We start from the raw sequence: 22,186 nt of genomic DNA on the forward strand, positions 1-22,186 counted from the left end.
AACGCACGATGATGCGTTTTTAAAATACCTGTAAAAGCATACCCACCAGTGTGGCACTGATAAGCATAATAAACATAATTCTCAAAATATCTTTTTTATTATCATACATACGCCATAAAACGAGTATACCTAATCCTGCACTGGTCATTAATCCAGCAAATAAAGCACCAAAACTTAAGACATTGTCAAGATAAAGCTGAGAAAGAATAACACTGGCGGCACAATTAGGAATAAATCCAGCTAAGGCTGTTAAAACTGGCTGGAATAAAGAACCATGAACAAATAAATAATTCAATGTCTGACTGCCAACTTCTTCCATCAGCCATGTTAAGGCAAAGTTGACGATAAAGACAAAGATAAAAATTTTAACAGTATGAATCAATGCTAAATAGACAATACCATGACCATGTTCTTCTTCATGACAATGTTCATGAACATCATGTAGACTATGGTTTTGGCGTAGATGATGGGAATGAACCAATCCATCAACAAGATAACCAATTATCATCGCAACAATGATTTTTAAAATAATAATCATTAAAAGCGTCTGTGATTGTTGGGGCTGGGCAATCAGGATGGGAATTGCATCATCGCTTGTCGCAATAAAAACAGCTAATAATGTCCCTAAGCTGATGCTTTGGTTCATATATAATCCACTGGCAATAACTGAAAATCCACATTGAGGAATAATGCCTAAAAAGCTTCCAATCAAAGGTCCTAATTTTTGAGCACGTATTAAAAATGTTTCAAATCTCTGATTATTTTTATGTTCAATGTATTCCATTAATAAATAAGTTAAAAATAAAAAAGGAATCATTGGTATTAAATCATGTAAAGAATGTTCTAGTATATGTAACATATTAACCTCCATTAAAGCATTATCTTATCATAGATTTTTAAAAAAAGCTAATCATATGATGTCATCATTTTTATGGGCATATCAGTAGTCAAAAGTTTTTTCGCTATGTTAGAATGCCTACAAGGATGTGAAGATAATGAATACAAATGAACAAATCATTAAATTTTTTGATCAAACTTTTCATGATTCAAAATTTCAATCTACTTTAGAAAAAATGAATCAGGACTTTTTTCAAGATAATGATCATTTCAAACGTCTTTATGACAAATGGATGGCTTATTATCATGAATCAATGACGCTTCATGAAGCCATAGAAATCTTTATTTTAGTTAGTGATGAAATGATTAGTGTCGAAGAACCTCAATGGGAGATGATTGCGGGAAGATTTTTGGCTTTTGATATTCATCAACAAGTAGAAAGTCATATACAAAAGCTTCATCTTTTGACTTTTTATGATAAAATCAAATATTTGACTCAAGAAGGATATTATGGAGCTTATATTTTAGAACATTACAATAAACAAGATATTCAAGAATTAGAGGCATATATTGATGATGAACGTGATGCATTCTTTAATCATAGTGGGCTTGATCTTTTATATAAACGTTATCTGATTCATGATTATCATCATCAGATATTAGAAACACCTCAGGAAATGTTTATGGGCATAGCGATGCATCTTGCTATAAAAGAAAAAAAACGTGTGCAATGGGCTAAACAGTTCTACGATGTATTAAGTACTTTAAAAATAACTATGGCAACGCCAACAATGGCGAATGCCAGAAAGCCATTCCATCAGATGAGTTCATGTTTTATTGATGTTGTGGAAGATTCTTTGGAAGGTATTTATCAAAGTTTAGATCATTTTGCTCAAGTTTCTAAATATGGTGGAGGTATGGGCTTATATTTTGGAAAAGTCCGTGCAAATGGAAGCTCTATTCGTGGCTACAAGGGAGCTGCTGGAGGAATTGTACGCTGGTTGAAGCTTGTTAATGATACAGCGATTGCTGTAGATCAGTTAGGTGTCAGACAAGGAGCCGTCGCTGTTTATCTAGATGTCTGGCATAAAGATTTACCAGAATTTTTACAGATCAGAACAAATAATGGAGATGATCGTATGAAAGCTCATGATATTTTTCCGGCAGTTTGTTTTCCACGTTTATTTTGGAAATTGGCTAAGGAAAATCTTGATGCTTCATGGTATATGATGTGCCCTCATGAAATTTATGAAGTGAAGGGCTATCACCTTGAAGATAGTTATGGTCAAGAATGGGAACAACGTTATGACGAATGTGTTCAAGATCCACGTATTTCTAAAAGAGTTATGAGTGTTAAGGAAGTTGTGAGGTTGATTATTCGTTCACTTGTGGAAACGGGAACACCTTTTGCTTTTAATCGTGATGAAGTCAATGAAATGAATCCTAATCATCATCAAGGAATGATTTATTGTAGTAATTTATGTACTGAAATTGCTCAAAATATGAAAGCTATGACATTTTTAGGGAAAGAAATTGTTGAAGTCAATGGAGAAAGTATTGTTGTAGAAAAGACCAAACCGGGTGATTTTGTGGTATGTAATCTGGCTTCGTTGACATTAGGAAGAATCAATGTAGATGATGAACAGGAACTGCAACATGTTATTCAAACAACAGTGAGAGCTTTAGACAATGTCATTGATTTAAACTATTATCCATTGCCTTATGCCAAAATAACGAACCATCAATATCGAGCCATAGGTTTAGGAACAAGTGGTTATCATCATTTATTGAGTTTAAAAGGCATTCCCTTTGAAAGTGAACAACATTTACAGTTTGTTGATCAGTTATATGAAAAAATCAATTACTACACATTAGAAGCATCTTGTCAACTGGCTAGAGAAAAGGGAAGTTATGCTTATTTTCAAGGGAGTGATTATGATACCGGACTTTATTTTCAAAAGCGTCATTATCATTCTTCAATGTGGCAAAAATTACAGAAGGACATTCATCAGTATGGGTTACGTAATGGATATTGTTTGGCAATTGCTCCAACGTCATCTACATCTATCATTGCTGGCACAACGGCGGCAGTTGATCCTATCATGAAGAAATTTTTTATTGAAGAAAAGAAAGGTAGCATGATGCGTCGTGTAGCTCCAGATTTGAATCCAAAAACGTTCTGGCTTTATAAAAATGCTCATTATATGGACCAAAACTGGATTGTTCAAGCGGCAGGTATTCGTCAGCGTCATATTGACCAGTCACAGTCTGTGAATATTTATATGACACAGGATTTTACTTTTAGAAAACTTTTGGATTTATATATTTTAGCAAGTGAGTGTCATGTCAAGACGCTTTATTATGTGAGAAGTCAATCTCTAGAGATTGAAGAATGTGAATCATGCAGTGCATAAGGAGGAAATATGGAATTAAAAACAAAAGCATTGTTTAATGAAAAGGGAGATATTGATGTGCAAAAACGTCGTATGATTAATGGGAATACGACGAATTTAAATGATTTTAATCATATGAAATATCAGTGGGTTCATGACTGGTATCGTCAAGCAATGAATAATTTCTGGATTCCAGAAGAAATTAATCTTTTACAGGATATAAAAGATTATCGTTTGTTGAAGGATGAAGAAAGAACAGCTTATGATAAAATTTTATCTTTTCTTGTTTTCTTGGATTCTTTACAAACAGCCAACTTACCACATATTGGTGAATATATAACAGCAAATGAAATTAATCTCTGTTTAACGATTCAAGCATTTCAAGAAGCTGTTCATTCACAAAGTTATAGTTATATGTTAGATACAATTTGCTCCCCAGCAAAGCGTGATGAAATTCTTTATCAATGGAAATATGATGAGCATTTACTCAAACGTAATCAGTTTATTGGTGAACAGTACAATGCTTTTATTGATAGTCCAGATTCTTTTCATCTGATGAAAACGTTAATGGCGAATTATATTTTAGAAGGTATTTATTTTTATAGTGGGTTTATGTTCTTTTATAATTTAGGTCGTATGGGAAAAATGCCCGGATCAACACAGGAAATTCGTTATATTAATCGTGATGAAAATACACATCTCTGGTTATTTAGAAATATCATTTTAGAACTCCAGAAAGAAGAACCACAGCTTTTTACAGATGAATTAAAAGAGGTTTATCGTGGTATGATTCTTCGTGGTGTAGAAGAAGAAATAGCGTGGGCACAGTATGTATTGGGTGATCGTATTGAAGGTTTAACAATGACGATGGTCAGTGATTATATTCATTACTTGGGAAATTTACGTGCGACATCTTTAAATTTTGAACCTTTGTTTGAAGGTTATGATAAGGAACCAGAATCTATGCAATGGGTGAGTTTGTATAGTCAGGCGAATCTGATTAAAACAGATTTTTTTGAAGCAAAATCAACAGCTTATGCAAAATCAGCGGCCATTGAAGATGACTTATAAGAAAAGAAAGGAAGCTATCCTTTCTTTATTTTTTTGGCTTCTAACCAAAGCATATGTAAGACTTCTAAAAGCATGTTGCGTGTTTTTGGTTTTAATAAGGTGATTTCTTTGATGGCACTCATAATATGTTTGTAGGAAATATGTGATAAATCAGAAAAATTATAGATATTTAAACGATCAAAAAGAGAGAACATAGCTTCAACAAACTGATGTTTTTCTTCTAAACTTAATTTTTCTAAAAAGAGAATGACTTTAATTGCAAACTGTACACTTTCATATGATAGTTCATCGACTTCAAAATGATGGGCCTGAAGCTGCCATGAAAAAGCATTATGCTGCATCATTCCTGTTTCATGACTCTTGACAACTGTATAGTTTTCTTCATGCCCTAAAACAATGCCAAAAAAAGAATAATGAGGAATGTAACTATGAATGTAAGGCAACATTTGACGATAAGCAGATGATTTTAAAATCTCGTCATGGAATCCCGGACCATCAAAGTTATCAACCTGAAAAATACGTTTTTGAATACTTGTCTGACAAAAACAGGCAGCGTAAATAGCGAGATTTCCTCCTTTGGAATGTCCGACCAGCCAGAGTGGACGTTGTTTTTGATATTGAAAATGTTTTTTGAAACGTTGCCATAATGAAGCATCTATAAAAGGATTTTTTAAATCAGCAAGAAGTGAAGATGGTATTGAGAGTTTGGCGATATGTTCTACAAAATGCACTGATGATTCTTGAGCAGGAACACTTTTTTCACATAACATCAAAAAATCTTCATGCCATCCAATTAATGAATCATCCGTTCCTCGAAAGGCAATCACAATACGTCCGTCTTCTAATAATAAAGCCATTGCTGAAAATTGTTTGACAAGTTCTTTATTGACATCATTAACATAATCAAGAATACGAATGTTTTGATAACGGGGAGCGGAAGCCATTTTTTCAAAAAGTTCATGACTGGGAATCTGAATTTTTTGAAGTTCCTGATCAGATAATGATTGATTCCTTTGGACATATTTTTGATAGACCAGCCATAAAGGAGGTTGATGTAAGGGTTCAATAATCTGATCTAAATTGACATAAGCCAGTTCACTGAAAATTAAGGCATCTATTTCATTATAAGGAAATTGTGTCGTGAGTAAATCACCACGTAGATCAACATAATTTAAGATTGTATTCACGTTCATATCATCACCCCTTTGGATTTGTATAGGGAAATATTTTACATGATTTTTTGGATAAATGCAAATGTCAATGGATACAACTCATTGCGAAAAATGTCAAAATATGATACTCTAACAAAAAGGATGTGTCGTTATGAAAAAAATAGATAATAAATATTTACGTCGTATTGTATATAGTATTCAGTTTTTAATGTCCATTGTTTTACTATCAACAATGTATTTTATTCAATTTGTACCTATGAAGTATTTGATAGCCACAGCAGTTGTTCTGGTTATTTTAATGGTTGGAGAATATTTTTTGATTTTCTATAAGAAAAAAGGAAGTAAACGTTCTTTATTGACACAATTTTTAAGTTTGTTATTAAGTTGTTTGATGGCTGTAGGTTCGTTTTATATTTATAAGACAGGACAGGTTGTTGATTTATTAGCTGAAGAACAATTTCAGACACGTGCTATTTCTGTGATTGTCTTAAAAGATTCTGTTATTAAAAATGAACATCAATTGCCAGATCATTTGCTTTCACATGTATCATATGTAGATGAATCAACGATGGATTATACAGTTGATCAAATTGAATCTGAGGTAGGAAAGATATCTTTGGATGATTCCTCTGATTTCCATCAGTTAGTCACAAAGCTTTATCAAAAAGATGTGGATGCGATTATTTTAGATGAAGCTTTTAGAAGTCTGGTTGAACAGGAAAAAGAGCATTTTAATGAAGAAACGCGTGTTATTTATCAGGTTAAACGTGATGAAGCAGCTGTGAATGCGAAAAGTGTTGATGTGACGCAAAAACCTTTTTTGGTTTATATCAGTGGAAATGATGAATATGGTGATTTAACGACTGTTTCACGTAGTGATGTCAATATGCTGGTTGGTATTAATCCTGTGACGCAACAGATTTTACTTATTAGTATTCCTCGTGATATTTATTATCCACTACATCGTAATGGTCAATATGATAAATTTACGCATACTGGTATGTATGGCTTACAGGAGAGTATTGATACTTTGGCCGATATCATTGATCAAGATATTAATTATTATGTTCGTATGAACTTTACGTCTTTTATGGATATTGTAGATGCTTTAGGTGGTATTACGGTGAATTCATCAGAGGCGTTTACGACGAAGATTGGTGGGTATCATATTCAAGAGGGAGAAAATCATTTGAATGCAAAACAGGCTTTAGCTTTTGTAAGAGAAAGAAAATCATTTATTGATGGAGATTTCGCTAGAGGAAGAAATCAGCAGCGTATGATTTCAGCAATTGTCAAAAAGGTCTGTTCACCAGCTATTTTAACTTCTTTTTCAGATGTTTTAGATACCGTCAGCCAGAGTATAGAAACAAATATGCTAAGTGATGAGATGAATGCTTTAGTTTCTATGCAGTTATCAGATATGCCTGATTGGGATATTCAATCTTATCAAATTACAGGGGACAGTGCTTCCATGCCTTGTTATTCACTGGGTATGAATGCATCCGTTATTATTCCTCATGAATTATCTATTCAACAGGCTAGTGATTACATTGATCAGTTGATGGCTAATGAAAAAATTGAAACAGAATTAGGAGATTTACAACAATAAAATGAAAGGATTTTATATGAAAGATACAATTTTAGTTTACCGTTTACCAGAATACATCAAATCAAAAATACAAAGTATTGGAAAGGATTTGGATATTGCCATAGATGAAATTGATCCTCATGATATTCATCAGACAATTGGATACTTACTACATTTAGAGGGATATCAAAGACAATCTCAATCATCTATTCTTACAATGATGCAGGAACCATTTGTATTTTTTGCCCTTCAAAAAGATAATCAACTTGAATTATTATTGCAGTTATTTCGTTTGAAAGGAATTCCTTTTATTCCTTATAAAGCTGTTTTAACACAACATAATGTCAATTATACATTCTCTCAGTTGTATCAAAGTGTCGCAAAAGAATATTCATATATGACTCAAAAACCTCAATAGAGGTTTTTTTAATAAAAAAATCCTAAGCTGTTGCATGCTTAGGATCACAAGTTAAATTCATATTCAATTTTCTTAATGTTTCCGTATCTTTATTACTTAAAATGACAGTTGAATGAATTTCACAATCTTTCAATAAAGGGAGAGCTTCCAGACATTTTTTTGCATTTTGATCTTGAGCTGAAGCAATTGTTAATGTCAGTAAGACTTCATCAATATCCAAAAGAGGTGTTTTCATATTTAAGTAATCATTTTTTAAAGAAAGAATAGAATGTAACATCGTTGGTGAAATCAATTCAATGTCCTGTTCAATTCCAGCCAGATATTTTAATGCATTCAACATAGCAGCACTTGATGCACGTAATAATGATGATGTCTTTCCACTGATTAAATGTCCATCATTTAATTCGATTGCACAGACAGGACCCTGACGTGTTTGTGCTACTTCTCTAGCTACAATGGCACATTTACGATTTTTTGCATCTACCCCTGCTTGAGAGAGCAGCATTTGCATTTTTTCTAATGACTGATCATTAATTTTTCCCATCAGATAATCTACTTGAGCGTGGTAATAACGACGAACAATTTCACGGCAGCTGGCATCTTTAGCGGCTTCATTATCAATGATGGCATAGCCTGCCATGTTGACACCCATATCAGTAGGAGAAGCATAAGGAGATTCACCAAAGATTTTTTTAAACATTGTATTTAATACAGGGAAGATTTCAATATCACGATTATAGTTAACGGTTGTTTCACCATATTTTTCAAGGTGGAATGGATCAATCATATTGACATCATTGAGATCAATTGTAGCAGCTTCGTATGCTAAGTTCACGGGATGTTTTAAAGGCAAGTTCCAGATTGGGAAAGTTTCAAATTTTGCATATCCAGCACGAATACCATGTAAATGTTCATGATATAACTGTGATAGACATGTTGCCATTTTTCCTGAACCGGGACCCGGTGCTGTCACCACGACCAAAGGTTTCGTTGTGATAATATAATCATTTTTACCAAAACCTTCTGGAGAAATAATATGATCAACATTATGAGGATAGTTTTCAATAGGGTATTGCATAAAGACTTTAATACCACGTTTTTCTAATTTGGTTTTAAAGGTATCAGCTGAGTTTTGATGTTGATATTGTGTGATTGTTACACTTCCAACATATAAACCGACATGTTCATATTCATTGATTAATCGTATCACTTCATCATCATAAGAAATGCCTAAATCCCTTCTCATTTTATGTCTTTCCAAATCTTTTGCACAAACAGCGATGATGACTTCTACTTTATCTTTTAAAGTTAATAACATTTTGAGTTTGCTGTCGGGTTCAAAACCGGGTAAAACACGTGAAGCATGGGTATCGTCAAAAAGTTTACCACCAAACTCTAAATAAAGCTTGTTGTCGAATTGTTCAATTCTTTCTTGGATATGTTTTGATTGTAGTTCTACATATAATTCATTGCTAAAGGCTTTTTTCATTTTTTTCTCACTCCTAGACAACATTATATAGAAAATGGATTGAAGATAAAGAAAATAATAAAAAAATATTAAGTCAATAAATAATGATAATTATAAATAAAGATGGCTTCTTTTTGATTGTTGTTATTGTATGAAAAATATGGTATATTGTAAAAGATAAAAGAGGTAAAGGAGTCTTATTATGTTTAATATGGTCTTTTTAAAAATTGTTTTGAATTTTCTTGTGAGCTTTATTGTTGTTGTGGCAGTGATGCCTAAAGCGATTCGTTATTTGAAGAAATTGAAGTTTGGACAGGTTGAAAGAGAAGAAGGACTACAATCACATAAAGCCAAAGGTGGTACCCCAACAATGGGGGGAACTGTTTTTATTTTATGTGCAATCATTGTTGTTTATATTTTGAATATGACTTCATTAAAAAATCCGTATATTCATTTATTGACATTTGCTTTTTTAGGATTTGGACTAGTAGGATTTATTGATGATTATTTGATTGTTGTGAGAAAGACAAATGATGGTTTAAAGCCATTATATAAATATGCTTTACAATCTGTGGTTGCTATCGCATTTTATATTTTGGCGAAAGTCTTTATTCCTCAATTTGATACTGCTATTTCCATTCCTTTATTACATATTGAAGTAGATATAGGATGGTTTTATCCTATTCTTGTGTATTTTATGTTTACTGCTGGCAGCAATGCTGTAAATTTAACAGATGGGTTGGACGGTCTGGCAACAGGACTATCTATGATAGCTATCTCTGTTTTTGTTATTTTTGCGATTATGAATAAAGATTATGAAATTGCTATTTATGCTATGGCAGTCGTTGGAACATTGCTTGGATTTATGTGCTTTAATTATCATCCAGCACGTATATTTATGGGTGATACAGGATCGTTAGCGCTTGGTGGTTTTTTAGCAGCTTTAGCTGTTTTAACACGTCAAGAATTATTGTTTATTTTAATTGGTGGGGTTTTCTTAGTTGAAACACTATCTGTTATCATTCAAGTTGTATCCTTTAAAACAAGAGGAAAACGTGTATTTAAGATGGCACCAATTCATCATCATTTTGAAATGCTGGGATGGACGGAACAGCAAGTTGTGATTTCTTTTTGGTTTTTAGGGTTTATTTGTGGAATTATTGGGATTGTCTTAGGAGTTATGTAATATGTTAAAAGGGAAAAAAGTCTTAGTTTTAGGATTGGCTAAAAGTGGCAGGGCTGCAGTTGAACTGCTTGATGCAATGCATGCCACGATTACAGTGAATGAATTTGCAGCAAAGGATCATATTGATTGTTATGATGAATATCTGGCAAGAGGTATTGAAATGATTGCGGGGGGACACCCTGATGAATTGTTTGAAAGAGATTTTGATTTTGTGGTCAAAAATCCGGGCATAAATTATCATAAACCTTTTGTTTTGAGATTAAAAGAAAGAGGAATTCCTGTTTACACTGAAATTGAACTGGCTTATCAAGTGGCTCAAATGCAAAATTATATTGCTATTACAGGAACAAATGGGAAAACGACAACAGTGACATTAATTGATGAGATTTTAAAACATGCCCATCATTTGTCTTGTTTGGCAGGTAATGTGGGTATACCTTATTCCTCTTGTGTTTTAGACAATGATTTGCTTCATTGTGATGGGTATGATGTGGTTTTAGAAATGTCTAATTTTCAATTATTAGATATTGAAAAGTTTCATCCACATATTTCTACAATTATAAATCTGACTCCAGATCATTTGGATTATATGGCTTCACTGGATGAATATTATGCTTCTAAAACGCGTATTTATATGAATCAAGATAAGCAAGATTATTTTATTGAAAATTTGGATGATGAAATCTTGCAGAGTTATTTAAGCAGGTATCCTGTTTTGGCTCAAAGAGTGACTCTTTCTTTAACCAAACCAGCTGATTGTATGATTCAAAATCAAGCGATTTATTATAAAGGAAATCATGTTATTGATTTGGATGAAATAAAAATAGTAGGTGATCATAATATTCAAAATATGATGATTGCCATTATTGCCTGTGCATTAAGTCATGTGTCTTTATCAGATATTCATGATACTTTGGCTTCTTTTCAGGGAGTAGAACACCGTATAGAATTTGTAAGAGAATATCATGGTGTTAAATATTACAATGATTCTAAAGCGACAAATACAGATGCAGCGATTATTGCTTTAAAAGCTTTTAAACAGCCGGTTATATTATTAATGGGTGGTCATGAAAAAGGTCTGGATTTAACAGAGATGTCATCTTATGCTTCGAAGATCTCAACGCTTATTTGTTTTGGTGAGGCAAAGGAAAGATTTGCCAGAGAAATGCATATAGACAATACAATTGTTGTTGAACATATGAAAGATGCTGTGATGAAAGCAAAGGAAATTGCTCATGAAGGAGATGTTGTATTATTATCCCCTTCAACAAGTTCATATGATGAATTTAGTGGATATGAAGAAAGAGGAAAGGTTTTTAAAGAGATTGTTCATGATTTTAAGTAAGTGAGAAGATACGTTGGTGTATCTTCTTTTTTGATGCTTCTTTTCATATAGTGAAATGATGGGGGTGTCACCGTGAAAACAAAGAAAATTGTTGCTTTAACTGTGATCATTGTTATGATTGGTTTAATAAGTGTTTATACTTCTTCACATATCTGGGCATTTTATAAGTATGATGATGCTTTTTATTATATCAAAAGACAGGTTATTTTTGCCTGTTTAGGGTTTATAGCTATGTTTGTGACATCACGTATTGATTATCATTTGTATAAAAAATATTATCGTTTGATTTTAATGATTTGTTTTGTATTATTGATTCTTGTTTTAATCCCGGGAATTGGTGTTGTCAGAGGCGGTAGTCGCAGCTGGTTTCATTTAGGTTTTTTTGCATTACAGCCAAGTGAATTGTTTAAAATAGGAATAATTATTTATACAGCGGTATATATTGAAAAACATTATTATCAGATGAAAAAAATTCGTTATAGTTTTAAGATATTATTGATAATGGGGTTAGGCTTTTTACTCATTATGTTACAGCCGGATTTTGGTAGTGGTATTGTTATGGCATGTGGTATTATTGTGATGATGATTGTGTCACCTTTTCCATTTCGTTATTTTGTTGGTTTAGGTATTATTGGTGTGATAGGAATTGTTGTGATGATTTTATCGGCTCCCTATCGTATGGAGCGTATTCTTTCTTTTTTAAATCCATTTCAAGATCCATTAGGAAGTGGTTTTCAGGCAATTCAGGCTTTATATGCAATTGGACCGGGAGGACTTTTAGGTGTTGGCTTTGATAAGAGTATACAAAAACATTTTTATTTACCTGAACCACAGACAGATTTTATTTTTGCAATTGTTGCTGAAGAATTTGGTTTTTTAGGAGGTATCATTTTAATAGGACTCTATACGAGTTTGTTGAAAACGATGTTGAAAATCAGTCAGAACGTTCCGGATTTATTTGGAAGTTTTTTGATGATTGGTATAACTTCGATGATGGGTATTCAAACACTCATTAATTTAGGCGTAGTTGTCGGACTTTTTCCTGTTACAGGTGTGACATTGTGATTGCGAGAACAATATAAACTGCTTAAAAATAAACGTTACATCATCTAAAAAATATTGATAGGATGGTAAAAAAATGAAAAAGAGAAGAATGGCGAGTATTTTTAAGGAACCGAGCAAAGTTTCATATGAATTAGGAAAGTCTTTAAAAAAGGGCTCAAAAGTGTTAATCGTAGATGGATTTGATGGATGGCATGTGTTTCCTCTTGTTAATACAGGTCATACTGTAGAAACTTATGAACCACAATCTATTTTTATTGATGGAGGTGAGATTATTGAAGGAAATAAAAGTATTATTATACATGGTTTAGAAAAACGTATTAATGCTTATAATGTCAAAAAGAAGGTTAAATATTACAACAAAAATTTCTATAAACAAAATGATGTGAATACATACGATTTTGTGCATGTTTATAAATCTTTGCATAGAAAATGTCATGCTGATATGACGATGCAATATAAAATAAAAAAATTACAAAAATCAGTCAGTGATGATGGTGAAATATATATTTACTATCATTTGGCTGTTAATGATGAGGATGAATATACATATCCCAAAAATCAATACTTACGAACTAATGAGATGATTTCTTATTTTAATCTTGATGAATGGAATATTATTTATTACAAAGAAAGAAATAAATTAAGAATTGATTATGGCCATGTTGGTCATATGACTCCACATTTACATCGTATTGGATATATTCATGCCAAAAGAAAAAAACATAGAAATAGAAATGATAAAAGAAATTATAAATATCATTTTCATATTAAAATAGGCTATACATATATTTAAAAGGTCATTTTTATGATCTTTTTATTTTTGAGGAGGAAATGATATGGATGATATATTATTATATTTTGCAATGAAATATGAAGGAGATTTTAGAAAAATGTATGTTGCTCTTATAACAAAAGAACCTATTGATAAAGAAATTCTTAGAGAGTATAAAAAACAGATTAAACATAAGTATGTGACTGTCATGAGTCATAACTATCCTGAATATTTTAAATCAAAGAACTGTCCACCCATAGTATTATTTTATAAAGGGAATCTAAACTTGATTGATAATGATTTGCCAAAGGAATATTCTACGTTTGAAAATGGAAAAAGATTTATCAGCACAGTCAATCCAATAGAACAGAATGGCAAGTTGGTATTTGATTATGTTGTGGGTGCTGAAAGTCAGGAAGATTTGGAAAGAATGTTTGAACATTTGAAAAGCAAAGAACTTCCTATAAAGAATTATGACAAGCCTAAGAAAAAGCAAATGGAAAGATAAATATTTACAAACATATTTTACTGACAAGTCATCTTAGTTATATGAGATGACTTTTTACATAGCCGGAGTTTCTTCTGGCAAAATGGAAGGAGGATTGAAAATGTTATATAAATGGACTGAGGTGAAAAAATATGGCTGAAGTCATTGCAATTGCTAATCAAAAGGGTGGCGTTGGTAAAACAATGACATCTGTAAGTTTAAGTGCATGTTTAGCACTACATGATAAAAAAGTACTACTTGTAGATTTAGATCCACAAGGTCATTCAACAAAAGCATTTGGATATTATGACAGTAGTCAATATCCTTTATCCATGAGGGATGTGATTTTATCTGTTATTCAGGACATTCCTATTGATAAGGAACAACTTATTTTGCATAGTGATGAAAATGTAGACATTGTTCCATCAAATATATCACTTGCAAGTATTAATGCAGCATTAGAGAGTACCATGTGTCGAGAAACTGTTGTGAAAAGATTTATTGATACTGTCAGGGATGATTATGATTTTATTGTTATTGATACCAATCCATCATTGGACAATTTACCTATCAATGCATTGACTGCTTCAGATAAGGTCATTATTACTGTTCAGGCTGAACCCTATGGAGTGGAAGGTATGGCAGATTTATTAAAGTCAATAAATATGGTCAAACGAAATCTCAATCAGGATTTAAAGATTGAAGGTGTTTTGATTACCATGACGAACGAAAGAACAAATCTTTCAAAAAAAATTACAAATGATGTGAGGAAGAATTTTGGAAGTCATATTAAAGTGTTTGATATGACGATTCCACGATGTACCAAAGCAGCCGAATCTACAGGGACAGGGCAGAGTATATTTTTGTATGATCCAAAAGGTTCAGCAACCAAAGCCTATAATGCTTTTACAAAGGAGGTTATCTTAAATGCCGAAAAAGAACATAAACGACATAAGAATACCTTCATACGATGATCTGTTTACAAGTGAGGAACAACGTCAGGAAGCAAAACTAGAAAAGATCATGGAACTTCCTATTAATGAAATCCATGAATTTAAAAATCATCCATTTAAGGTAAGAGAAGATGAGCAGATGCTGAAACTGATAGAAAGTGTAACTGAAAATGGAATACTTTTACCAACTCTTGTTAGACCTTCTAAAGACGGAAATGGTTATGAAATGGTTTCAGGACATCGAAGGATGAAAGCCGCTGAAATGAATGGTTTAGACACAGTTCCAGCGATTGTACGTGACTTGACTGACGAGCAGGCAACAATCATCATGGTTGATTCAAATATTCAGCGAGAAACGATATTGCCAACAGAACGAGGCTTTGCTTATAAGATGAAATTAGAGGCAATAAAAAGGCAAGGTAAGAGAGTTGATTTAACTTGTGCCCAAGTTGGACACAAGTTAAAGGGTATTAAATCTGTTGAAATATTAGCTAATGAAGTAGGAGAAAGTAAAAATCAAGTCAAAAGATATATTCGCTTAACAGAGTTGATTGAACCGTTGAGAGACATGGTTGATGGATTAAGAGAGGATAAAAAGAAAATAGCGTTTAACCCAGCGGTTGAATTATCTTATCTATCCAAAGAGAATCAGGAATTTGTGGTTAAATACATTGAAGAACTTGATTTAACGCCAAGTCATGCCCAAGCTATCAGAATGAAAGAATTATCAAAACAAAACAGATTGGATGAGAATGTTATCTATTCAATTATGACTGAAATTAAAGCCAATCAAAAAGAAAAGATTTCTTTTAAAATGGAGGATATTGATGAATACTTTCCTAAAGACTATACACCAAGACAGAAAAGCGAAGTGATTTTAAAATTGTTAAAATCTTGGGCAAAAAAAAGAAGTAAGGAACATGAAAGATAGCTAATGGTTACACATGTGACCTTAGAAATCGTAAATCATGTCATTCCAACAGACTTGTAAGGGGGAGTCTGTTTTTTTGCGTGGAAACGTGACTGCGTTTTCCCCTAAGAACCCCTTTCTAACCTAACGGGTATATATAACCTGACGGAAGAAATCAACATATGTATTTAAGATATATTGCTTATATCTATAAAAAGAATAGAGGAGAATATTGTGAAGAAAAAGAAAGTGTTTGATAAAGTGTATAGATGTTTTGTAAGACGAAATACAAAAGGAAGTGAATCTGTTAGAAGAAAGAATCGAAACCAGAAAAAATCAGAAAAATCATAGATTTGATATTCATAGGTGCTCAGTATAAAATGAAGACATAAAAGATATTAATCAAAATAAATAGGAGCTGAGTGATATGAAGAAAATGTTAATTATTTTACTTGTTGTATGGTTAGCAGTGTTTTTAACTTGGGATAATGAGGAAAAGCTAAGAATCAAGGAAAACAATGTTGAACAAATTGAAAAGAATATTAGACCATATTTAGAATAATATGAAACTGAATAAACAAGATTATTAGGCATCTCAAAATGAGATGTCTTTTTTGTTGGAAAGGAAATGACTATGAAAATCAAAATTAGATCGCCATGCTTAGATTGAGGAACAGAAAAAGTTCCTCTTTTTGATATAAAAATTTGAAATGTGAGGAGAAGAAAAAATGTTAAAGAAAATAAAAAATATAGCAAAGAAATCAGTCCTATGTATGGCAAGTGCTGTGATGTTAATAAATGGACTTGCTACAAATGCATTTGCATTAACGGGAACAACAGATTCTATTCAGTATAAAGATTGGGTTCTTATTGATCCTACTGATGGAAGTGAACATGGTACTGAAGGATATTTATTGGTTGATGATCAGCCAGTATTCTGCGTGGATTATTATACAACTTTTCGTAATAATAAAAAAGTAACTGCTGGAACTTATAAGGATATAGGTATCACTGAAGAAAAAGCAAAGAGATTATCTTTAATAGCCTATTATGGAACAAAAGTACCTGGTAGAACTGGAAGAGATTGGTATGCAATCACTCAGGGATTACTTTGGAGAGAGATTCATGAAAGAAACGATCTAGAATGGGTGAGAACTTCAACAGCTTACACCTATGCAGAAGTTCAGCAAAAATGGAAGGAGATTTTAGCTGATGTTGATAATTTTTATGTTGCTCCATCATTTGCAAGTAAAACACACAATATTGATGCAGATAAGACATTGACTTTGACTGATACAAATGGTGTCTTGGAAGATATGGTTGTTGTAGATGATGGAGGGCTGGATGTTAAGATTAGTGGAAATACGTTAACTGTAAAAGGTTCATCATCTATTAATGAAGCAAATATTGTATTGAAGAAGGATATTCCTGCAAGTGAAACAGGAGTCAGTATTTATTATACTGCTGATGACTGTCAGGCAGTTGCAAGTTTCAAAATTGATGATGTCATGCAGACTTCAATGAAAGTGACAGTCAATCAATTCGGAAAGCTTGTATTAACAAAATATAATGATGATCAGAGTACCACTATTCCAAATACGACATTCAGAATTACAGGACCAAATGATTATGATAAAACGTACACAACAGATGGAAATGGGCAGATCATTCTAGATAAACTGGAATTAGGTGAATATAAAGCAGTTGAAACAAAATCTGCTAATGGATATCTCATCAATGTGAATGAGAAATCATTTGAAATAACAGCAAATGAAACAACTTCTATTGATTTTACAAATGATGAACCAACCGGAAAGATAGAATTAACAAAATCCATTGATTCTTCTAAAACAAACGGTTTAATCGGTGATGCAACATTAGAAGGCAATACTTATGAATTGCGTGCCAAAGAAAGAATCATGAATAAAGCTGGTACAAAAACATATTATGAAAAAGATGCTTTAGTATCAGCCAAGGAAACAAACAAAGATGGAAAAATCACTTGGGATAATCTTCCACTAGGTGATTATTACATCAAGGAAACATCATCAAATGATTCATTGGTTTTAAATACTTCTATTATCAATGTTTCTCTTGAGTATCAAGGTCAGACAGTTTCTAAAGTTATCAAGGAAGCTGATACATCAAATCGTGTCAACATGCAAAAAATTCAGGTGTTTAAATCAGGTGAAAAGGACAGTATTTCTGGTATTGTAAAAGGACTGCAGGGAGCTGAATTTACGTGGAAACTGAAAAGTGAGGTCAATCATGTAGGATGGGATAATGCAACAACATATGCAATCATCACTACTGATGAAAATGGTCGTGCTACGACTCCATATCTTCCTCACGGAGAATATCTCGTAAAAGAGACAAAGACTCCAAAGGACTATATCACTGCTCCAGACTTTACAATCAGTGTGACTGATGATTACACAGAATATGAAGATATTGAACAAATCAAGATTATCAATATCAACAATAGACCTTTCACTTCACAGGTTAAATTAATTAAAGTTGATGAAGAAACAGGAAAGACAGTCACTTTAAATGGTGCAAACTTTAAAATCAAGGATAGTGAGGGTAACTATGTTGTTCAAAAAGTCGCAGGTAAAAAAGTTGACACATTTACTACAAATTCAAAGAATCAGATAACTGTTCCTTTTGGTGAACTAGGAGAAGTGACTTTACCATTAGAATTGGATGCAGGAACATATACCATTGAAGAAGTGAAAACTCCTGAAGGATTTTTAGCTTTAGAGGAACCAATTTCATTTACAATCACTAATCAATATGATTATGACGTAGACGATGATAAAGTGCCTATTCTTACTGTAAAGGTAGCCAATGCTCAACCTAAAGGAAAAATCATCATTAATAAAACAGATAAGGAAACTGGCAAAGCCATGACAGACATTGAGTATCTGTTGACTGCCAAAAATGATATTGTTTCTGCAATAGATGGATCTATTCTTTTTAAAAAAGGGGAAGTTGTTACCAAAGGAAAAACTGATGTCAATGGACAGATCATTATTGATGATCTATTCATGGGCGAATATGAATTAAAAGAAACATTGACAAATGAAGGTTATGTTTTAGATGAAACTGTACATGACATTATCTTTAAAGCAGAAGATACAACAACTAAGGAATATACTCATGAAATCAATGTCACTAATATTGCTCCATATGGACAGATTGACTTATTTAAGACTGACAAGGATACAAAAGAACCATTAGGTGGCATTACATTTGAATTAACAGCAAAGGAAGATATCTATTCTCTTGATGGAAGAAATACATTACTGTATAAAGCTGGTGATAAAGTATCCGTAGATATTTCTGAAAATGGATTATATGTAACCAACGAACTTGGAGAAATCCATATTGGAAATCTTCCATTAGGAAAATATGAATTGAAAGAAGTTCAGACTCTTGAAGGATATGTACCAAACGATACTGTTTATGATATTGATTTAAGCTATGATCACAGTGATAAAATTATCTATACAAAAGAAATCAATATAGAAAATGAAAAAACAACAACTGAAATTTCTAAAGTCAGTGCAACTGATGAAAAAGAACTGCCAGGAGCTCAGTTATCATTATTTGATAAAGAAGGAAATCTTGTAGAAACATGGATTTCAGGAAATGAACCACATATCATCAGAGGCTTGTTAGTCAATGAAGAATACACACTTCATGAAGACTTGGCACCTATTGGTTATGCAACAGCCAGTGATGTGACTTTTACAGTCAATGCTGATGGAACTCCAACAAAAGTGACTATGAAAGATGAAATCACAAAAGTAGATATTTCAAAGGTCGATGCAATAAATGAAAAAGAAATCGAAGGTGCCAAACTCACTTTGACTGATAAGGAAACAGGAGAAGTGATTGAACAATGGACTTCAGAGAAAGAACCACATCGAATCGAAGGACTGGAAGTAGGAAAAATTTATATCCTACATGAAGATCTTGCCCCAGTAGGATATGAAGTTGCCAGTGATGTAGAATTTACTATTGCTGATACTGGAGAAGTTCAAAAAGTTGTTATGAAGGATCAACCTAAGGCAACTGTTGTCAAGACAGGAGATGATTCTCAAACAGGATTATATCTAGCAGTCATGGCAATGGCAGGAATCGCAACCCTAGTGATATTAAGAAAATCAAAAAAGAAAGATGGTGACATGAATGAACAGTAGCCTATGGATTATAACAGTAACATTATCAATCATGATAGCTGTTTTAGGCATCAAGATATATGTCAAAGTCAAAAGACAAAAAAGAAAACTCATTGAAATGAAACAAAAACAATAATAATAACAATTAATTATTAAAAACAGGTGGCATCATCGCTGCCTGTTTTTAGATAAAGGAAAGGAATGAAAACTATGCTTTTAAAAAATAGAATAGAACATCTGGAAAATGTTCTCAGTGAAATAAATCATTCAAAGTTGTATGAATATCCACATGTAGACTTTATTCTCGCCAAGGAAATCAATGGAAAATATTATTATACTGCAGGAGTTTCAGATAAAACTGAACCATCCAAAGCCTATCTGTTTCGACCAAAGGCAAGAGCCAAATCTATTCCTCTTCAAAACATTCGTTATGACAAACAAAAATATAGAGAGTTGTTTGATGAATGTGTTGAGGGATACGTGCTTCAGCAATTGAATAAAGGATACAAGATTGTTTATATATCCATCGCCTTTCATATTGCAGTATGGGAATTCATAAATACCTATTATGACAACATTGAATATTTTAGTGACGGAACCATCGACTATCTTGAATTCTGCCATGAAACAGGGATTTCCTCTACCCTTCTTTCCCATTACAGTGGCGCACTATTTCCTGATTTCATTCATGAATTGCTAGGCAAATTTACCCTTGAATCATCTAAAAAACTTATAAAAAGTATGATAGAGGTCAATAATCACATGATAGATATATATCAGATCAGAAACGAACTAGGCTATAAAATTCTAGATAGGGGATTAAAAAATGAAGAAAGAAGTTAATGATTTCATCAATAACACCTATCAAATATTCAGGGATAAAGAAGAATTTGATATGATTATCAGTCAAGTTCTGTCACTTAAAAATGAAGATGGAACAATTGGATTTCAGGCAATAGCGGTGTCTCAAAATGATCCTGATGAAATAAGGTGTGTTTGTGAAAATATTCATGGAAAGTTTGAATATCAGAAAATACCGGAATGGGATTATAACATCGAAGATTATCTGCTTGATGACCTTGAAAATGGTTTTGAAATAGAATACATGACTCTGGATGAACATTATGGAATCTGGCGTAATATTGACAGCTGTAGAAATAAAATTTGCCATGATGAGGGGCTTCAGAAATATTTATCGTATTGCAAGAAAAATGAAATAACTTCACATGTTATCTCTTTATTCAGTGCAGAGCATATTGATATTTCTGATCTCTATCATGAAGTAAATGGACCATATAAAATTATTGCTGAAACAAATGTGGGAAACAGAGCGATTGTTTTAGGACATAGCTCTATCTCCCCATCACCTTATGTGACATGGGATACTACACCTAACAGAAAATATGGATATTATGCTGGTCACTATTTTTCAAGTTACACAGATGCTTTCAAGGATTATAAAGAGCGATGTCAAGTCATTCTAAACAAACATCTTGAATTTGAAAGAAATAAAACAAAGCCAATCAAAGGAACAAAGAAATATGAGCGATGAAAATTCATTCAAGATGATATTACAGAATGATGATAAGAAAGTATATATTGACCTTTCAAAAGGATATGATCATGTTTCTAATTCCCTACGCAAGTTAGGATATGACTCTCCTTATGATGTTAAATTTACTCATGTAAGATTCAAGTTTACACATCAAAGTAACGAAAATTTAAAATATCTAGCTCAGATCGTTGATAAAGATGATTACATTATGGATCTATTCAGAGCTTATCAATACCTTAAGCATGAAGAAGGATTTGATAAATGTCTAAGTACATCAATAAATGAACATCAAATTCATTCTATTTCAGACATACTGGTAAAAGGAAATCTATATCAACTCTATAATAATAGTAAAAACAATAATATACCCAACCTACAAAAGATAAAACTGGAAGATATAAGATTTCAGGAAATAACAATTTTCAATAAACCTGCTTTATTCACACCCTATCGAATTGATAGTAAAGATTTGCCTAAGGGGTTATACAAATATGAGTGCCAGTGCGATGATAATCAAGATGGAATAATTACAATGATAGGAAAATCTATTCGCGTTAATTTCTGGGGAACCATATTGACTACAAAGAAGATAGGATTACATCATGGATATAGAAATGTAGGTGAGATTAAAGATGTATTGTTTACTGATGCTAAAAGTATCTCAACTCATGATTTTCTTAAGAAATATCCTATTGTGAACATTAATCATTTTCGTTAGTTTATCTTGTAAACAAATTTTCTTCATGAGATAATTGAACTAGATAAATTAGAATTTGTAGTGA

Annotated in this window: 20 protein-coding genes; 17 read left to right on the plus strand and 3 right to left on the minus strand. The window is 32.4% G+C overall.

What is annotated here, in order from left to right; translation table 11 throughout:
* Positions 1-19: 19 nt before the first annotated feature.
* Complete coding sequence (locus KEC48_RS00800; RefSeq protein ID WP_087358548.1) at positions 20-859, minus strand: putative manganese transporter; 840 nt, start codon at positions 857-859, stop codon at positions 20-22.
* Positions 860-995: 136 nt separating this feature from the next.
* Here KEC48_RS00800 and KEC48_RS00805 point away from each other — a divergent pair, with 136 nt between their 5' ends.
* Positions 996-3,251: a ribonucleoside-diphosphate reductase subunit alpha gene (locus KEC48_RS00805; protein WP_211963777.1), complete on the plus strand. Its 2,256-nt coding sequence runs from the start codon at positions 996-998 to the stop codon at positions 3,249-3,251.
* 9 nt (positions 3,252-3,260) lie between these two features.
* Positions 3,261-4,301 (plus strand): ribonucleotide-diphosphate reductase subunit beta, encoded by a 1,041-nt coding sequence (locus tag KEC48_RS00810; RefSeq protein ID WP_087358544.1) that lies wholly within the window; start codon positions 3,261-3,263, stop codon positions 4,299-4,301.
* 14 nt (positions 4,302-4,315) lie between these two features.
* Here the strand turns inward: KEC48_RS00810 and KEC48_RS00815 are convergent, their stop codons facing one another.
* On the minus strand, positions 4,316-5,494 hold the full coding sequence (locus tag KEC48_RS00815) for an Mbeg1-like protein (protein ID WP_211963779.1): 1,179 nt from the start codon (positions 5,492-5,494) through the stop codon (positions 4,316-4,318).
* 130 nt (positions 5,495-5,624) lie between these two features.
* Between KEC48_RS00815 and KEC48_RS00820 the strand changes: the two genes are divergently transcribed.
* Both KEC48_RS00820 and KEC48_RS00825 read left to right on the plus strand, forming a co-directional pair.
* Positions 5,625-7,082 (plus strand): LCP family protein, encoded by a 1,458-nt coding sequence (locus KEC48_RS00820; RefSeq protein ID WP_211963781.1) that lies wholly within the window; start codon positions 5,625-5,627, stop codon positions 7,080-7,082.
* Positions 7,083-7,098: 16 nt separating this feature from the next.
* Complete coding sequence (locus KEC48_RS00825) at positions 7,099-7,479, plus strand: DUF3783 domain-containing protein (protein ID WP_211963782.1); 381 nt, start codon at positions 7,099-7,101, stop codon at positions 7,477-7,479.
* Positions 7,480-7,501: 22 nt separating this feature from the next.
* Here the strand turns inward: KEC48_RS00825 and KEC48_RS00830 are convergent, their stop codons facing one another.
* Positions 7,502-8,968, minus strand: a complete 1,467-nt coding sequence (locus KEC48_RS00830) for a DUF1846 domain-containing protein (protein WP_205089623.1) — start codon at positions 8,966-8,968, stop codon at positions 7,502-7,504.
* A gap of 181 nt (positions 8,969-9,149) precedes the next feature.
* Between KEC48_RS00830 and mraY the strand changes: the two genes are divergently transcribed.
* The 13 genes from mraY (at position 9,150) to KEC48_RS00885 (ending at position 22,122) form a co-directional block, all read left to right on the plus strand.
* Positions 9,150-10,133, plus strand: a complete 984-nt coding sequence (gene mraY / locus KEC48_RS00835) for a phospho-N-acetylmuramoyl-pentapeptide-transferase (protein WP_087358534.1) — start codon at positions 9,150-9,152, stop codon at positions 10,131-10,133.
* A gap of 1 nt (position 10,134) precedes the next feature.
* Positions 10,135-11,478 carry a UDP-N-acetylmuramoyl-L-alanine--D-glutamate ligase gene (gene murD, locus KEC48_RS00840; protein ID WP_211963783.1) on the plus strand — a complete coding sequence of 448 codons (1,344 nt, stop codon included), beginning with the start codon at positions 10,135-10,137 and terminating at the stop codon, positions 11,476-11,478.
* 72 nt (positions 11,479-11,550) lie between these two features.
* Positions 11,551-12,543: a putative lipid II flippase FtsW gene (gene ftsW / locus KEC48_RS00845; protein WP_211963784.1), complete on the plus strand. Its 993-nt coding sequence runs from the start codon at positions 11,551-11,553 to the stop codon at positions 12,541-12,543.
* 73 nt (positions 12,544-12,616) lie between these two features.
* Complete coding sequence (locus KEC48_RS00850; protein ID WP_211963785.1) at positions 12,617-13,336, plus strand: hypothetical protein; 720 nt, start codon at positions 12,617-12,619, stop codon at positions 13,334-13,336.
* A 43-nt stretch (positions 13,337-13,379) separates the two neighbouring features.
* Positions 13,380-13,823 (plus strand): hypothetical protein, encoded by a 444-nt coding sequence (locus tag KEC48_RS00855; RefSeq protein WP_211963786.1) that lies wholly within the window; start codon positions 13,380-13,382, stop codon positions 13,821-13,823.
* Between the two features lie 131 nt (positions 13,824-13,954).
* Positions 13,955-14,776 carry a ParA family protein gene (locus KEC48_RS00860; protein ID WP_211963788.1) on the plus strand — a complete coding sequence of 274 codons (822 nt, stop codon included), beginning with the start codon at positions 13,955-13,957 and terminating at the stop codon, positions 14,774-14,776.
* Positions 14,730-15,686 (plus strand): ParB/RepB/Spo0J family partition protein, encoded by a 957-nt coding sequence (locus tag KEC48_RS00865; RefSeq protein ID WP_211963789.1) that lies wholly within the window; start codon positions 14,730-14,732, stop codon positions 15,684-15,686. The genes KEC48_RS00860 and KEC48_RS00865 overlap by 47 nt, the downstream gene beginning before the upstream one ends.
* Positions 15,687-16,092: 406 nt before the next feature.
* Positions 16,093-16,227 carry a hypothetical protein gene (locus tag KEC48_RS16295; RefSeq protein WP_283092205.1) on the plus strand — a complete coding sequence of 45 codons (135 nt, stop codon included), beginning with the start codon at positions 16,093-16,095 and terminating at the stop codon, positions 16,225-16,227.
* A 166-nt stretch (positions 16,228-16,393) separates the two neighbouring features.
* Positions 16,394-19,870 (plus strand): SpaA isopeptide-forming pilin-related protein, encoded by a 3,477-nt coding sequence (locus KEC48_RS00870; RefSeq protein WP_211963790.1) that lies wholly within the window; start codon positions 16,394-16,396, stop codon positions 19,868-19,870.
* Positions 19,860-19,985 (plus strand): hypothetical protein, encoded by a 126-nt coding sequence (locus KEC48_RS16300; RefSeq protein ID WP_283092206.1) that lies wholly within the window; start codon positions 19,860-19,862, stop codon positions 19,983-19,985. The genes KEC48_RS00870 and KEC48_RS16300 overlap by 11 nt, the downstream gene beginning before the upstream one ends.
* A gap of 74 nt (positions 19,986-20,059) precedes the next feature.
* Positions 20,060-20,692 carry a hypothetical protein gene (locus KEC48_RS00875; protein WP_211963791.1) on the plus strand — a complete coding sequence of 211 codons (633 nt, stop codon included), beginning with the start codon at positions 20,060-20,062 and terminating at the stop codon, positions 20,690-20,692.
* Positions 20,676-21,401, plus strand: a complete 726-nt coding sequence (locus KEC48_RS00880) for a hypothetical protein (protein WP_211963792.1) — start codon at positions 20,676-20,678, stop codon at positions 21,399-21,401. Before KEC48_RS00875 ends, KEC48_RS00880 begins: the two co-directional genes overlap by 17 nt.
* Entirely contained in the window at positions 21,391-22,122 is a 732-nt protein-coding gene (locus KEC48_RS00885; protein WP_211963793.1) for an LPD28 domain-containing protein, read from the plus strand. Before KEC48_RS00880 ends, KEC48_RS00885 begins: the two co-directional genes overlap by 11 nt.
* Positions 22,123-22,186: the final 64 nt, after the last annotated feature.

This window comes from Clostridium sp. C1, from assembly GCF_018223625.1.
GTDB lineage: Bacteria > Bacillota_I > Bacilli_A > Erysipelotrichales > Coprobacillaceae > Allocoprobacillus.